Here is a 16187-nt window from a genome sequence, read left to right as displayed (position 1 = left end):
CAGGGCGACCCCAACCAGACTTCCGGCGTTGACGCTACGCAGTCGTTGAAATGCTCGGACAGCGTCCGCAACGGTGCTTCGCCTCATGCTCTCCCCCGTCCGACGGGGGTGCCGAGGTGGCTGTCGGCAGCCAGACTGACGCCAGGTCGTGGTGAGAGATCCCTGGACCGACGTGCAGTGAACTCGTCGAAGAGCGCCGTCGTTGACCTCATCAACACAGCTCCGTTGCGGCGTGGGCGTCCACGAGCAGCGCGAACTGCCGGTCGGTGAGCCCGATCGGTTCCGCGTGACGACCGGCGCCGGTGAAGATGACCGGCCCGCACAGGTAGGGCGCGTCCCACGGGCCGAGGTATGGACGGCCGGTGGTCTCGAGGGCCATCTGGGTGGCCGTCCAGTTGGGGACTCCCCTGCCCTGCTGGTCGTCCTCGAGCCACATGACGGTGCATTCATCGAGCTGGACTCGGTAGGCGGCGCCGGTGGTGATACGTCGGCCGAGCCGAAGCCCGCCGTCATCGGCAGGGGCCTCAAGGACGGTCAGCCGTCCGGACGGACCGACCATCAGGTAGGTGGCCTGTTGTGCCGGCGCGGGCACCGACTTGCGGATGTCGAGTGGCGGCCGCATCGCGGTGATGGTCATCTTCTTCTCCTCTGCTGTCGTGGGGTCGGGGACCCCCTGGGCACGCAAACGGCCGGTCAGGCGAGTGCCTGATCCGGCCGGGAGGTACGGCGGTTGGCAAGTCAGCCGGGCCAGTTGGCAGGGCGGGGTCTCCCGTCGCTGCACTGGTCCGAGTCGATTGCGGCTTGTCGTGGGCGTTGCTGGTACGCCCGGCCCGGAATGTTGCGCCGCAGGCTGGGCGGTTTCTAGGCGAGGGGCCAAGCGGCCATCGCGAGCAGTTGCTCGTTCGGGCGCAGCCGGTCGATGTGGTCGTTGGCGGCGTACAGATAGTCCAGCTGGTCGGCCAGCCGGCCCGATCTGGGCGTGAGCCAGTTGGCGGCGTCGGCGGCCAGGGCATCGCCGGGCACGGCCGCGAGTGCCGCGAGTGTTCGGTAGCTGTTGAGGCCGGCTTGAAGGGCCTCGATGTCCGCGATGGGAATAGGTTGCTGCCGGTAGGCGGCGTTGTAGGTGGTCATCGCGAGCACCCGAGGTTGGGCGAGGTATGCCTGTTGGGCCCGGCTGAGCGGCCAGCGTTCCGGGTCGTCGCGATGGCGGTCGACGAAGACCGACAACGGTTGGGCGTCGCGCGTGCCGTCGACGACGTCTCGCCATCGTTGCCAGAGCCAGACAGCGCTGGTGGCGGCGCGGGCACGCATGCCGGCCAGGTCAAGGTGACGGACCGGGCCGCCGGCGGCGTAGCCCTGGTAGCGGTGCAGCAGTTGTCGGGTATGACGGTGGCGGGCGGCGAAGTGGCCAACAGGGCCGGCGGGACGGAGCTGTTGCGCGACGAGGCGGGTTGCCGCGAGGGCTGGCATGGACTGGGGTGTGGCGTCGGTGGGCAGGCAAACCACGATGGTGTGCACGACAGGACGTGCGGACATGGGCTCCTCCAGGAAGGGTGCGGAGACACGGCCGAGGTGCGATCGCGCGAGAGCGCGCGGGCAGGCGACAGCGTCGACGGACAGAGTGGTGAGGTGCGGGATCGCGGGACTGACGCCGGTGAAAGCTGCGGCGGGCGGGGATCCCGAGCGCGGTGACGCGAGCGCGTCGAGGCGATGCTGCCTGTGTGGCAGGGCTGGCGCAGTGGCGCCGGGGTGGTGCAGGTGGGACGTGGGTGCCGGGGAGGATGTGTCGCGGCCGACCGGCCGAAGTGGCGGGTGGGCGGGTGCGGCTCCTGCCGTGGCGAGCCAAGGCCCGAGGTGGTGCAGTGATGGGAGTTCTATAGAAGAGAGTTCACGATATCCCGCCGACCCAACAGGAAATGATCATCGATGGGCCGCCTCGATGATCGGCTGTTTGAGCAGGGGTGTTGGGCGATTTGACGGCCGACACTCGTTGGGGGGCCGAGGGCGTTGGTGCTGCGACGCAGGGTGTTGGCTTCGGGGCTACCTGGCGTTGTCGGACGGCCGTGACCCGCTCAGCCAACTGATGGCTCCGCCACGATTGAAGCGACGTTGACAACTGCCTACCGAGCTCACGAGGTGGTGATCTACCTGCTCACGGCAGCCCTCGGCCGGGCAGCACCCGTGGGACGCCGACATTGTCGGCGCAACGCAGGATCCGACTGCGGTGAACGCCCCCTCATGCATGACACGGGATTCGTTCCGCACGCGCTGGTCGGCACCGGTGCCCGTGGGCTGGTCGTATCCTCGCCGGGTGACGAACGCGGAAACTGCGAGGATTGTCATCGATCGCCTGCTCTTGGCGTTGGCGGCGCAACTCGACACATCGCAGGATCCAGACCTAGCGGCTGGCACGGTCGAGGCGCTCGCCGATTTAGGCAGAGCCGAGGCCGATTTGATCTTCGGGCAGGCGGGCCACCTGGTTCACTACGGCACAGACACTAAACCGCTAGAGACTCTCATCCACTTGATCTCGGCCGTCCAAAGCCTTGAGGCTTCGGGAGATGCCGCGGTCAGGCCAGGTGATGAGGTGCGACTCGTGGGTGAATTGCCAGAGGGCCTTGCCGGGTATGACGAGACATGGCTCCGTGAGACCGTATTCGTCGTCCGCTACGTCGGCAGGGATGCAACGGTCGACGTGCAGTCAGACCTGGCCGAGGATTACGTGATCGCGACGGTGTCGGTCGCCGGCGTAGAACCCTTGCGGAAGTCAGGCACCCCGTAGCACTCCGAATCGACTTAGGCATGACTGTCGTATATACGTCCGGCGAAAAGGCCGGCGAGGCCAACGGCGACTCAGCCGTACGCCAATCGCCGCCAGTCGTCCAGGAAGCACCACTGCCACAAGGCACTGCCGGCAGAGGCGCGCCAGATTAGATGGAAGCCGTCGGAAGTCGGCCACTCCAGCCAACCAATTGTCGCCATCGGCATCCCAGACGACCCACGTGCTCGCCGACTACCGCCCGGCGAAGCCACGCAGCCTGTGCCCGTACCGTTCGGCCGTCTCAGTGGCACCGTTGCGCCACTAGAGCTGGTACTCGAGTATCCCGAAGCCAAAGACCATCTTACGAATTGTGCATAATGCCCAGGCTCCGGCGCCTGCTACTGAAGTCCACGGCCCTTGCGTGGGTCCACAGTGGGCCTATGCTCTTGGGCGAGGCGACTCGCGCTGAACGCCCGCACGGAGGATATGGGACAATATGGACTCGGTGATAATTCAACCAACCCTCGCACTGCCCACAAAGATTGCGGCAGGCATAGCCAACGGGAAGCTCTTCCTAGAGGGCGGAGTGGTCCGCGATGCCCTCACCGGAAGGATTGTAACGCTTCTAAAGGACGCGCCCGGCGCTCAGAGCAGTCCAGAGGTGTTGCGTCGTTCTGCGGCGTTGCTGAGATCCCGGGGCGCCATCGTGGCCACTGTTCTGACGTTAGCTGCGGGCGCAGTTGCGCTTGCCGTTCTAAAGAAGCGAGAGCAGGCGCGGAAGCCTGATGCACTTGACTGTGTCGCCAACCTGAACGCCTCGCTACGCACATACCTAGAAGCCGACCAAGAAGGAAGACTGGACGCAAGCATTATTGGTCGGCTCATTTCCGATCTGGATGCCATGAAAGCGTACTCTGACGCCAATAGCATCTCTGTTGAATTTTCGAATGAGATGTGGGAGTCGCTGGTCAAACTCGTAATTGACCACACGCAGAAGCTAGCCGATGCATATTCCATCGACCTAGAAAAGATTCAGGAGAGCACGGCGAGTTTCGGGAACGACAACGTGATCGACCTACGGCTCCACCTCGAAGTCCAGCAACGAATCATTACCAGCGCTGAAGACGTGGTGGACGACGGCGAGGCGGAGGCGGCATAGCTAACTACTCCGGAGTGATTCAGCCTTGCGTGGAATAATCGCTTGACCTGGTAGCGACTGGTCGGTGGCTGACAGCACCTTGTGCGGCCGAACTCCGCGAGCACGCGCACGCAAGTTTCTGCCAGCCGCGCGCCTCCGACTCGGCGCCACGCTACGAGGCCAAGTCGCCAAGCTCGGCGATGAGACATCGCATGTCCTCGCCGACGTCAAGATCGCCATGACAGGTGCCTCTCACACCATCGGGTCGTAACCCAAGCCCCGGCACGACGAAACGGAGACTGACGTGACCATGTCGGTCATCTGTCAGATCGATGCAGAGGTGTCGTTTTCTAGCGACTCCCAAGACCACACGCCCGTGCGAACAAGTCGGACCACGCTCGTAAGATCTCGCCTATGTCACGAGTGAGCCCGCCCCGGCAGTCCGCATCGCAGCCCGACGTGCCGGTCCTGCGGGGTCTCGGACCCACGTACGAAGAGAACCTGCACGGGCGCCACGTAGCTGTCCTCCTCAAGGTCCTGGTTGACAGGTCCACGAACGCTGCGAGGAACATCGCGCTCGCGGGGCACTACGGCAGCGGAAAGAGCAGTGTTGTCCTGGGCGTTCAAGCGGGTTTGGACGAACGAAAGATCAATTGGGTCAATCTGTCGCTGTCGAGCCTGGGCGTCGACGACACGAACCGGGCGCGCATCCAGCCGGACGGGACGCTCCCGCCACTGACGAACCTCATTCAGAAGGAGATCGTCAAGCAGCTGCTCTACCGTAAGGCGCCTGCGGACATGCCGGGGTCGAGGTACTTCCGCATCGACTCATTTAGACCCTGGCCCGCTGCGTTCTGGGCTTCCGCGGTCGCGGTTGGGTTCTTCGTGATCGCGGTTCTGTTCGGGTTGGTGGATCGCGTGGAGAAGACGGCGCCTCAGGCCCTAGTCGCCGGTCACGGCTGGGTTGCCTGGGGCATCGTCGGTGGGTTCGGCGTGTTCCTGGGCGTGATCTGGTTCCGGGGTTTGCGTGCTCTGCAGAGCCGGGTGCGGGTGGAGAGCGTTTCCGCGGGCGGAGCGGCCGTCACGCTGAGCGCGAGAGAGAACTCGTACTTCGATGAGTATCTCGACGAGATCGTCTACTTCTTTCAGAAGACAAAGACCCGGGTCGCAATTTTTGAGGACCTGGACCGCTTCAGGGACCCACATATCTTCGAGACGCTTCGAGAGCTGAACACCGTCTTGAACAACTCCGAACAGATCAAGTCGCGGCCGGTTCGGTTCGTGTATGCGGTCCGCGATAGCATCTTCGAACAACTCAAAGTCGATGCCATCCCGGATGGCGCCGAGAATTCCGATACCGATGCTGCAGCGCTTCGTGCGTCCACGCTAGAGTCCGCCCCGTCGGCAAACAGGACGAAGTTCTTCGACCTGGTCGTCCCGATGGTTCCGTTCATCACGCACCGTTCGGCTAGGGATCTGCTGGCGGCGGAGTTCACCCAATCAGAGGAGCAACCTTCGACAGAACTCGTGAATCTGGTCGGCGGGCATCTGACAGACATGCGCCTGATTCGCAACATCCGGAATGAGTTCGAGATCTACCGTGCCTCGGTCCTGGGCGAGAAAGGCCTTAAAGGCCTCACCGCGGATCGACTGTTCGCGATGATGGTCTACAAGAACCTCCATCTGGAGGACTTCGAGGCCATCCGACTTGGGACGAGCAAGATCGACGAGGCCCACCGGGCTTTCCGCGACATGGTCAAGTATCAGGCTGGCCACCAAGCGACGATCAGCAGGGAAGCGCTAGACCGGGTCGCGTCGGACGCCCTTTGGGACAAGCACGCGAAAGCCGCCGGTGAACGGCTCCAGGAGGTGCTGCCGGTTGTCTACCGGGCGTCGGGTCTTGGTGGTCAGCCGATCCTTGAGTATCAGTCGAAGCGCTACGGGCTCTCGGACCTCACGTCCGGCGATTTCTGGAGATCATTGTACGAGACCCGTAGTGGCATACGGGTTATCCAACCCGGATACCGCGTCGTGAAGCTGTCGGTCGATGACCTAATCGTGCTGCTTGGGGATGAGGCGGCTGCGCTGGACGACGCCGTCAATGCCGACGTCGCACGTCTCCGGCGTGCCGCCCGAGCTGCGCGGGAAAACAAGGACTTCGTCACGAAAGCGACGATGGCGCAGCTCATGGCCCGAACGGATCTGGTCATGCCCACCAACGGCGGCGTCAGACGCAACCTGGACGCCATCGTCACCAACCTTGTGTCACCCTTGGCCCACGACCTCCTCGCCAAGGGCCATATCGACGAAAACTTCACCCTTTACTGCTCGGACTACCACGGCATCGCCATCAGCGTCAGTGCAATGAACTTCATCCTCCACTGCGTCCAGACCGACCGCGCAGACCACCGCTTCCGGTTCGATGAGACCGCCTCCATCGACGCGGTCGAGACGGAAATGGGCACCCGCTTCCTCGAAGGTGAAAGCGTTTTCAACCTTGAGGTATTCGATCACTACCTGCCCACGCACCCTGGGCGGCTCGACAAGGCACTCGACAAGCTCGTCATACGCGCCGGGACCGACCGCTCCTTCATCGATGCGTACCTTATGGATGGCACGTTCCGGGAACTCTTCGTAAGCCAACTGGCTCCTCGCTGGACGAGTGCGTTCGTCCACCTGGTCGAGAACGCCCCGATAGACCTCCCGGCGGCTATCACACTTGTCGATGCTGCTGTCCGGAGTGCTGACCGAGACGTCGACTACGAGTCATCACGCCGAGTCGGCGATTTCGTTTCGGACCATTACGCCCAGATGCATGCATTTATCGGTTTATCGGAAGCGTCGAAGGCCGCTGACGTGGCGGTTCTGGTTCGTCGCCTCGGCGCCCAGGTCAACGACCTCACGGTACTAGGGGACGCACAGTGCGAGGCGATGGTCGAGGCCAGCCTGTACCCGGTTACGAGGGCCAATCTGTCCACGGCACTCGGTGAAGGAGTCCCGCTGGCCCTTGACCTGGTGAAAGCAGCCAACACGACCGTCTACCAGCACATCCTCGACAACCTGGACAGCTACCTCCACGCCCGTGAGGACGACGAGGTGACCGTAGATGCCTCGGAGGAGTTCGTCGCGGTACTCAATGACGTCGCCAACGCCGGTGAATCGTCGCTGCTGCCGATTGCAAAAGGCGCGTCGGCGTCGTGCCAGGTGGCCGACTTGGAGGAACTCGATGCCACGGCGTGGACCGCGGTGGTGTCAGCGAGCCGGATCGAGCCGACCGTCTGGAACGTCAGCCAGTTCGTAGAGAAGTTCGGCGTCAGCGCGGAGCTCGTGAAGTACCTAAACAACCTCGACTTGACCAATGTCGAGGAGGTGGATGAGAAGTCCCGGTACGACCTCGGGTATGCGCTGGCTCATACTGAGAGCTTGGACCCGGCCACGAGGGTCCGGCTGGTGAAGCAGCTCAAGCTTCCCGGCGGATTGGATCCCGAACGCCTGACCAGTGCCGGGCTCAAGCTGCTCCCCACACTGCTGGCCGCCGGGCTGGTGCCCGATGCCGCCGAGACCTACGCGTACGTAGGCGGTAGCCCGTTCGCGGTCCGCGAGGAGTACTTCGCGGCGTCGAAAAGCCTGGCGTCCTACGTGTGCGAGCTGCCGCTATCGATCGACGACCTGCCCAAGATCGTACGGAGCCCGCACGTGACACCAGCCGTCAAGCGAGCGATTGCCGATGACGCTGAGTATGTAGACGGCCGATTGTCCCGGCGGGGCGCCATCGCGATCTGCGAGTGGGCGGCTATGGGCAACGCCGTCTCGGTGGAGCTGCTGGTCAAACTCAGCGGAGCCGGATCGCCAGCCGAGTACATCCTGAGTCTGCTGGAGCCCCACCTCCCTGACGTCAAGCTATCGACGCTAGACGAAATTCTTCTGGCGCTCGGCGACGAGTACGAACCGCTGACCAGGGTCGGTCACCACCGTCCGAAGCTAAAGGATCGAGACGGGACCGAAGAGCTGCTCAATGAACTCAAGCGCCGGGGACGGGTCAGTTCGTTCGCCCCAATGTTGTTCGGAGGCATCCGGGTCAACATGCGTCATTGACACCCGGCCAGCGGTCCGTATCCCGTTCACAAAATCGCGCTGCCCGTAACGTCCATCCGATCATGAAGAGGCATCCGAATCTGCAGATGATCGAGCATTCATGGCCGCGAGTCGCGAGCAACACGACGTCGTGGCTGACGCCTGGTCGCGCCGGGATCCGGCCTGTCGATCATCAAACTCGACTTAGACAACGTGGAATGGCGGTGGAGCAGCAGCAGTCGGCTACGACCCGCGACGAACAGTCGTCTGCGACGGTGGCGGCCGCAACAGTACAAGGACCGAACGCAACGACCCCGTGGCGCATCCCGTCGACCCGGCCGAACGGCGCCGTCGCCGTCGCCGTCCCGAGTATCCGGTGGGCTCAGGCTTTAGGGGCCACACGGACGACGCTCGCTCCGCCTACGACTCCGCCATCCTCTCGTACGGCAAAGATTAGGTTGTAAGAGCCGGGCGGCGCATCCTCCGGGATTCGAATGACGCTGACCGGTCGTTCGCCCGCCGCACCGGATGGCCGCACCGGCTGGGCCTCGAACGTCACCTCTCCCAGAGCGGGCGGAGCTGTACCCCCGGCAGCGCTCTTCAGTTCGCTGACGTCCCCGTACGGGCCAGTCAGACGCGCAGTCAGCTCGACCTGTGCCGGCTTCGCGGCGGGGTCAGTCCCCGACCTGACGATCCAGTTAACCGTCATGTCCTGGCCAGGCTGGTAGACCGTATCGACGTCCGCGCCATCGCAACACGTGTAGGTCGTCGGGGTGCCTGCTGCGGTTGTGGACCGCTCGGAGCCGCAACCCGATGTGACCAGCAAGGCCAGGCAGGCAACGGCCACAAGCCGGCACGTTTTCATGAGCATGAGCGTAACGAGCACAGTCCTCCAACGTCTCCGGACAGACCTGGCCCCGCGCCAGCCTCCAGTTGATGGGCCGGCTCTGAAGTGAACCCTCACGACTCTGGACGCCGCGCCGTCGAGCAGCCGCCGGTCCGATAGCCGATCTGCCGCCGCCAGGCGTCCCTGTCCATGACAGACGTACGCTGTCGCTCGGCGGGCAACTGCCTCTACCTGCTGCTACACCGAGGCGATCGGGTAGCCAACCGTGGCGAGGTCTTTCCGCAGTTCGGCAACGGTGAGTTGAGGGTTCAGCGCCTCTATCACGCTGTCGGTGAGCGGCCGGTTGGCGACGACGTGCTCGACCGCCGTCCGATCGACCTCGATCTCGTAGTAGTCGCTGGCGAACTCGACGAAACGGTCAACGATGTAGTCGAGCAGGATCTCGAGCATGCCGGACCCGTCCGGCCCGGTGTCGTCGTAAGGTCCACGAAGTGGCGGGAAGACAATGCCGCCACCAGCATGCCAGCGGTCGTCCCCGACCAGCCGCCATAGCACCGCAGTGGCCATGAACTGCCCGGCCTCGTCGCAGAAGGCAGGTTCCTCTATCTGCGGACGCAGCTCCACGGGCAGGCCGTCGAGCAGGCCCGGCCACAGCTCGTAGTCTGGATCGCCGTAGGGCGACATCGCCGACTCGTGATCGAAGACCCGGATGAATACGCCGTCGGGGGTGAACACGACGGCCCACTCGTCGCCGCTGCCGTTGCTCATCAGCGCCGCCTCGTCCGTGCCCCAGGCTCGGGTGTAGGCGTAGTACGCGGCCCCGCCGTTGATGATGCATTCCAGCGCGGCCAATGCCTTACACCGCTGCCGCAGCCGGTCGATGCTGGGCAGTCTGGCGGCGATCTCGTACGCGGTCACCGGGCGACCCTACTGGGCAGACGGGCAGCGACTCGGCAGGTCCCGATCTGCCAGCTATCGACGCCCACGAAGATTTACTCTGCTTCGTCACGCAGCTCGTGGAGCGGGTCGTCGGTCAGGCGTGGTGGGCCGGGGTTGAGGGGGCCAGGTTCGTCGTCGGTGGTTGGCAGGTCGGCCAGGCTCAGCCGGTGTCCCCCGTTACCCACAAGCCGCCATACCGGTCCGGCCGGGCTGTGTCCGTTGATCCGGTCCCGGGCGCAGGTGGCGACGGTGAGTGTGGTCAGGGCGTCGGCGACACGGTTATCGTGACGGGCGGCGTCGGCGAGCTTGGTGTGGAAGTTGCGTTCGCGTTCCCGGCTCGGCAGGGAGAACAGCAGGATGTGACCGGGCCCGCCGTCCACACGGAGGCGCCGGTAGGGCTCCAGCTTGTCGCGTAGACGCGGGTGGTCTTCGGTGGCACGGTCGTACTCAAGCCAGAAGCCGACGCTGCTGCGGCTGTTGCTCCAGACGCCGTGTGCGTCGGGGCGTACCCGTTGTCCGAAGGCAGCGGATGTCTGCTGCTCGGACCACCAGCGGGTCAGCCGTACCTCGGGATGACCGCGCCCGTGGGCAAGGAGGTCGATGAAGAACTGGTTGGTCTCGATGGTGTGTTGCCGGATCCGGTTGGACAGCACCGAGTCCGCGGCGAGTGCGACGGCTTTCGGGGTGGGCGGGGTGTCACCGCGGGCGAGGGCCACGAAGCGAGCGGAGAGCCGGCCGGGCACCCAGTACACCTGAGCAGATTGGCCGGGGTGGGAGCGCAGGACACGGTCGATGAAGTCGAGCCGTCGCAGGGTGTAGAGGCGATGGACGCAGGTGACCGGCGAGTCGAACAAGACTGAGGTGATCTGGTCGGTGGTGAGGGAGGTGTGGTCGGAGAGCAGGAAGGCGATCACCCGATCGCGAGGGCGAAGGCGGGCCGAGACGTCGGAGAGCGTGGTCGTGGAGCGACGGAGGGTGGATCGGGATCGGGGGGTCACGGGGCACCCCCCGATCGGAGGATGTCCCCCCGGTGGGACTGTCGGGACGGCTGATCATGACTCATGTACGTCTCCTAGCTGCGCTGTTGGGTCAGCAGCGACAGATTGCGGGCTGTTCGCAACGACCATGTCCGGGCCGGACCGCCGATCAGGGTGCGAACCCACTCCGGTGTATGGAGTGGAATGTTCCGACGTCAGTCGCTGCGACGGGATGTCTTGCCTCGATCGCTGCCAGCGAGGCGCTTGGCGAGCTGCTCGATGGCAGTCGGGTCTGTCGCGTTGCCGCTGGCAGCGGCACAGGCTGCCCGGATGTGTGTGGCGGCGCCGACCACGGGGCGGGGTGCCCGGGTGTGCAGGGTGAACGCCGCGGTCTCCCGATTGCCTATGACCAGCCGCGCGGCGGCCTGGTAGGCGTCCAGATGGCTCAGATCGTGTTCGGACAGTTCGGGGAACATGTGCCGGGCCATCTGGTGCGCATCCTCGGGCGCCACGTTGAAGGTGATCTTGTTGCGGGCGTTCGCGCTCAGCGCGAGCTGGGTGGGTCGTGGCAGTTGAGCGAGGTCCTGGTGGGCCAGCACCAGGCTCATGCGGTAGCCGCGGGCTTCGGCGAGCATGTCGTCCACCGAGCCGGGCAGATTCAGGAAGTTGTGGCACTCGTCGACGAATACGGTGCAGTCGCGTCGTTTGTCTTCGGGCAGTCTCGCGCGGGCGGTGGCGGCCTGCCAGGCGCGGGCCAACACGAAGGAGCCCATCAGTCGGGAGGTGTCCTCGCCGAGTTGGCCTTTGGGGAGGCGGGCGAGCAGGATGCCGCCGTTGTCGAGCAGTTTCCCCATGTCGAATGACGAGCGGGGTGTCCCGAGGGTGCGGCGTGGGAAGTCCCGCAGCAGGAATGCTCTCAGCCGGGCCATGACGGGTCCGATGACCTGCGCTCGCACCGGCGGCGGCATCGACTCGTACCAACTCCAGTAACCGAGTAGGCCTTCTGGGTCGTCGAGGCCGTCGGTGAAGGCCATCCGGAACTGGCGGTCGTTGAGCAGCGGTGGCACGAGCGCGAGCGTGGCGTGCGCCTTTCGCATCAGGGTGAGGCAGGCGACCCGCAGGGTGTCGTCGATGCGCGGTCCCCAGTGCCTTTGGAAGATCTTGCTGAAGATGGAGACGACGTTGTCGACGGCGAGGTCGTGGTCGTCTCCCGAGAGCGGGTTGAAGTAGCCGCCCTGGTCCTGGTCGGGATCGATGAGGACGACCCGGTCGGCAACGGTCTCCGGCAGCCGGTCCAGGACGTCGGTGACGAGGTCTCCCTTGGGGTCGATGACCACGACGCCGCGGCGGGCGGCCACGTCGTCGAGGATCATGTTGACCAGGAAGGTCGACTTGCCGACGCCGGTGGAGCCGAGGACGTGCAGGTGCTGGCGGGCGTCGACGACGGGCAGCCCTACGGCGTGACCGCCGATCTCGGCGTGTCCGAGTTGTTTGACGCCGCGTCCGCCGGCGGGGACCTCGACCGGCGCTGGCATGGGCTTCGCGCGGGCGCGTCGGAGGCCGGGCACGGCCAGGTCGGTCGGTAGGGCGGCGACGGCGGCGAGTTCACCGGCTCCGAGCAGGTACCCGGAGCGCAGTGGTCGGGCGGACAGCACAACGGCGGGCTGCTTGAGCCGGACGCGGCGCAGTCGTTGGCGGGCGGTGTAGACGCCGTAGGCGGAGGCGACGCCGTGGGCGAGGGTCTTCAGTCGTGCCCGCAGATTGTCTTCTGCCACCTTGCGGGGGTTGGTGTGGGCGACGCCGTAGCGGATCGAGGTCTCCCACAGCTGCCCGGCCGCGAGTTTGTCGACAGCAGCGCGGGCGTCGCGATCGCGTTCCGGATCTGTCGGTACCGACCGGGTGGCGGCGACCCGAGTGGCCGCGGGGGCCCGGCCGGGCCCGGGCACGATCAGTTCGAGCAGTCCGCGTAGCCAGGCTGTCGGGTCGAGCAGCCCCCGTGCGGGCTGGCCACTGCGGAGGGCCCCGGTCCCTGCGCGGAGCCGACGGATCTGCCGGGGTGTGGCTGGGCGGGTGAGTACCTGCACGCAGGCGTACTCGGGATCCTGCAGCCCGGACAGCGCGGAGATCAGTGGTCGCAGGGGGTCACTGTCGTGGTCGGTGACGATCGGGTACCAGGCGGCGAGGATGGGAACCAGGACACCGCCCTCGTCGAGAGTCGCCAGGGGTATGGGTGCGGTGGCGTCAGTGACGGCAGCGGTGGCGCCCGGCCAAGCGCCGGGGACGGCGGCGAGGACCGGTCCGGTGGGCACCGTACCGGGCAACCAGATGGTGATGGTCAACTGCCGGCCCGCCCATCGGTATTCGAAACCGACGTGTGGAGTGCCGTGGATCAGGCGTCGCCATCCGGCGGGGCGGAGGATCTCTGCGCAGGTCGCCCACCAGCGGGCGGCGCTGTCTGGATCGACCTCCGGTGGTGGGGTGATGAGGACCTGGTGGGCGTAACGGTGCAGCCGCCGGTGCCGCCAACTGTGCAGTTGTCCTCGCGCGATCAGTACGACGAGCCCGAGGGCGGCGACGACGAAGGCGAGCCACGGGCGGTCGGCCACCCACCCGAGTGCGTTCACGATGGCATCCGCGATCGGGTTGGACGGCACCGGCGGAGGCACGAAGGGCGACGGCGGCGGTGTGGTTGGGGCGAGCGCAATCACGCTGTCCGTCCGTCGAGGTCGCCGGTGACGCAGAGTTCGTGTTCGCGTTGGGAGGACACGGCGTGGGCACCTACCCGGTTGGCGCCCGCGAGCAGGAGGCTCTCCCCGCGTTGCGCTGACAGCAGCATCCGCGCCTCTCCCCCGGTCAGGTTGAAGCTGTCGGCGACGGCGGCGATGGCCTGCGGGGCCTGGCGCATGAGGAGCTGGGTCGCGGAGTTCGCGACGACGGCCTGTCCGAGTTCGGAACCCAGCAGGTCCGCGGCGTCCTGTGTCACCACGGACACCCCGGCCCGCCGTTTCCGGGCGGCCTTCGCCAGCCGGTTGAGGAATCGAACGCCTTCGCCGTCGCGCAACAGGGTCCAGGCCTCGTCGACGATGACGAGGCGGCGTGGGTCGACGGTCGGACCGTCGGCGGTTGGGGCGTCGACTGTGCGCCAGATCGCGTCGAGGGCGAGGAGCATCCCGGGGGCGCGGAGTTCATCGGCGAGCTGCCGGGTGGACCACACCACCAGGTGCCCGAAGGGGCCGGTAGTGGTGGGTCCGTCGAAGAGGTGGTTGAAGCTGCCGGTGGTCCACGGTGATAAGCGGGCGGCAAGGGTGAGCGCCGGCGGTGTGGCGTCGACCTCCAGTGCCGCGGCGACGTCGCGTAGCAGCGGAGCCGGGCGAACCCAGGTGCTCGGTTCGTTGGTGATACCGGCAGCAAGGTACGCGGCGTTGACTGCCCGGTCGAGGGCGGCGCGCTCGGTGGGTGCCATCGCGCCGTCCTGGCCGCTGGCACCGAGCAGGACGTTGACCAGTGTGTGCACGAACAGCGCTCGCCGGTTGCGGGCGTCGGGTCGGTTGTCGTCGGCGGCGATGTCCAACGGGTTGAGCCGTACGTCGGGGGCGCCGAGTTGGATGACGGTGCCGCCGACCGCTTCGGCGAGCCGCAGGTATTCGTCTTCCGGGTCGATGACGTTGACCTGCACTCCGTCGTAGAGGGAACGCAAGGTTTCGAGCTTGATGAAGTACGACTTACCGGCACCTGACCGGGCGAGTACGACGCTGTTGTGGTTGTCGGCGGCCCAGCGGTCGTGCCAAATGATGCCGTTGGTGGCGGTGTTGACCCCGTAGAGCACCCCGGAGGCGCTGGGCGGGTCACCAGGCAACGGGGCGGGCAGATCCGCGGAGGCCAGGGGCATCGCAGCCGCGAGAGCATCGGTGTCGAAGACCCGCCGCATGCCGATGCTGTCAACGCCCATCGGCAGCGTCGATGTCCAGGCCGGCAGCTGTCGCCAGGTGGCTGGGACGGTGTCGAGCATGACCGAGGCGGCGGTGGCCCGTACGTGGGCGACGGACTCGGTCAACTCGTCCAGGTTGGGAGCGTGCACGGTGACGTAGTGGCCGACCCGGAACAGGCGGCTCGCACCGCGGGCGACCCGGTCGGCAAGCTCGGCGGCGTCCGCGGCGGCGGCCTCGGTGCCGGGGTCGTCGAGGCGTCCGTGTTGGGCATCGGCGCGCCGGGAGGATTCCAGTCGAGCACGTTGGCGGCGCAGCCGGGACGCGGCGACCTGCGGGGCGAGCGGCTCGATGTGGATGACGACGTCGGCACGACCGGGCCAGCCGGTCAGTGGGAGCAGCCAACCGGCCCCGACCTCCGCCGGATAGCCATTGACGATCAACGTCGAGGCGTACCCCTCACCGATCTTGAGGTAGCGGGGGGTGACCTCCACGCTGGCCGGGCCGATCAGCGCGGCGAGGGTGCCGGCCTCCGCCGGCAAGGGTGTGGCCGGGCTGGCAGGCCGACGAGGACGAAGCAGTCGCAGCAGGCTCACGACGGCTCCTCGGCGGTGATGGGCTCGTCAGGTAGGGCCCGTTCGCCGGGCACGGGCAGGGTGTAGGGGTCGACGGCGGCGGCCAGCACCGCGCAGACCGCAGGGCCATCCAGTACGCGGGTGCTGGCACCCAGGCTCTGCAGGGCACCAGCGGTGTGCTCGGCGGCGCGCAATACGTCCTGGTCACGACGGGCGCCGGTAGCGGTATGGACGATGGTGACGGTGCGCCACAGCGGCTGCCGCTCGTCTTCCAGATCGAGGAGGAACTCGGCGTAGTCCGCAGCGGCGTCCGCTAGCGCGGCGTTGGGCAGCAGGTCCGCAGCGTCGGCGATGCGCTGCGCGTGCCCGGCCAGGTCGACGCGTTGGGTGGAGACCACGATCTGCACCGGGGCCGTCAGGCTGTTGAGCCAACGCGCGTAGGCGCCGACCAGCGCGGCCTGCTCCGCTGGGGTGCGGAGTCCGAGGTTGACGGTGCTCACGGCGACCAGCGCGGCGCTGGTACCCCCGAGGTCGACCACCCCGTTGGTGGCGATCGACCGCGCCGGCAGTCGCAGTGGCGTCGGCGGGGTCAGCTCACCCTCGGCGCTGTTAGGGACCGGCGCCCACCGCGGCGTCTTGATCACCCCGCCGGGCGCGGGAACCTGCCGTCGTGGGGTACGGGAGCCGCAAACCGCGGCGAGCAACCAGGCGTCCAGGCTCAATCCGTCGCGGCGGCCCAACGCGAGGACGGTTGCGGTGCCGAGTAGTGGGACCAGACCGCCGAGCAGGACCGGCATCGGCAGAACGTCGAGCAGTGTCCGAAACAGCAGGTAGGCGGTGGCCACGGCGGTGGCCAGGATGGCGACCTGCCGGGTGGTCAGGTTGAACAGCAGACGATCAGGTGTTTCGACGTCAGCGGGAATCCTGACACGAAGATCGACATCAGACAT

At 66.3% G+C, this 16187-nt stretch carries 10 protein-coding genes; 3 read left to right on the top strand and 7 right to left on the bottom strand.

Going from position 1 to position 16187, the window contains the following annotated elements; genetic code table 11:
• Positions 1 to 211 precede the first annotated feature (211 nt).
• Both ACN269_RS32125 and ACN269_RS32120 read right to left on the bottom strand, forming a co-directional pair.
• Positions 212 to 637, bottom strand: a complete 426-nt coding sequence (locus ACN269_RS32125) for a hypothetical protein (protein WP_421470338.1) — start codon at positions 635 to 637, stop codon at positions 212 to 214.
• 224 nt (positions 638 to 861) lie between these two features.
• Positions 862 to 1536 (bottom strand): hypothetical protein, encoded by a 675-nt coding sequence (locus ACN269_RS32120; protein WP_421470337.1) that lies wholly within the window; start codon positions 1534 to 1536, stop codon positions 862 to 864.
• 775 nt (positions 1537 to 2311) lie between these two features.
• Here ACN269_RS32120 and ACN269_RS32115 point away from each other — a divergent pair.
• From ACN269_RS32115 to ACN269_RS32105, 3 genes are all read left to right on the top strand, one after another.
• Positions 2312 to 2782, top strand: coding sequence for a hypothetical protein (locus tag ACN269_RS32115; RefSeq protein WP_421476142.1), 471 nt, complete (start codon positions 2312 to 2314; stop codon positions 2780 to 2782).
• Positions 2783 to 3257: 475 nt separating this feature from the next.
• On the top strand, positions 3258 to 3920 hold the full coding sequence (locus ACN269_RS32110; RefSeq protein WP_421476141.1) for a hypothetical protein: 663 nt from the start codon (positions 3258 to 3260) through the stop codon (positions 3918 to 3920).
• Positions 3921 to 4313: 393 nt separating this feature from the next.
• On the top strand, positions 4314 to 7994 hold the full coding sequence (locus ACN269_RS32105; RefSeq protein ID WP_421476139.1) for a hypothetical protein: 3681 nt from the start codon (positions 4314 to 4316) through the stop codon (positions 7992 to 7994).
• A 1063-nt stretch (positions 7995 to 9057) separates the two neighbouring features.
• On the opposite strand, the gene ACN269_RS32100 is transcribed toward ACN269_RS32105, so the two are convergent.
• The 5 genes from ACN269_RS32100 to ACN269_RS32080 form a co-directional block, all read right to left on the bottom strand.
• Positions 9058 to 9738, bottom strand: a complete 681-nt coding sequence (locus ACN269_RS32100) for a hypothetical protein (RefSeq protein WP_421476138.1) — start codon at positions 9736 to 9738, stop codon at positions 9058 to 9060.
• A 74-nt stretch (positions 9739 to 9812) separates the two neighbouring features.
• Positions 9813 to 10757 carry a replication-relaxation family protein gene (locus ACN269_RS32095; RefSeq protein WP_421476136.1) on the bottom strand — a complete coding sequence of 315 codons (945 nt, stop codon included), beginning with the start codon at positions 10755 to 10757 and terminating at the stop codon, positions 9813 to 9815.
• Between the two features lie 194 nt (positions 10758 to 10951).
• On the bottom strand, positions 10952 to 13363 hold the full coding sequence (locus tag ACN269_RS32090) for a type IV secretory system conjugative DNA transfer family protein (protein ID WP_421476692.1): 2412 nt from the start codon (positions 13361 to 13363) through the stop codon (positions 10952 to 10954).
• 77 nt (positions 13364 to 13440) lie between these two features.
• Positions 13441 to 15258, bottom strand: a complete 1818-nt coding sequence (locus tag ACN269_RS32085) for a VirB4 family type IV secretion system protein (protein ID WP_421476134.1) — start codon at positions 15256 to 15258, stop codon at positions 13441 to 13443.
• Positions 15255 to 16187: a PrgI family protein gene (locus ACN269_RS32080; RefSeq protein WP_421476132.1), complete on the bottom strand. Its 933-nt coding sequence runs from the start codon at positions 16185 to 16187 to the stop codon at positions 15255 to 15257. The genes ACN269_RS32085 and ACN269_RS32080 overlap by 4 nt, the downstream gene beginning before the upstream one ends.

The sequence above is a fragment of the Micromonospora sp. WMMD736 genome, assembly GCF_049179015.1.
Lineage (GTDB): Bacteria > Actinomycetota > Actinomycetes > Mycobacteriales > Micromonosporaceae > Micromonospora.
This window is presented reverse-complemented; position numbering and strand designations above follow the sequence as displayed.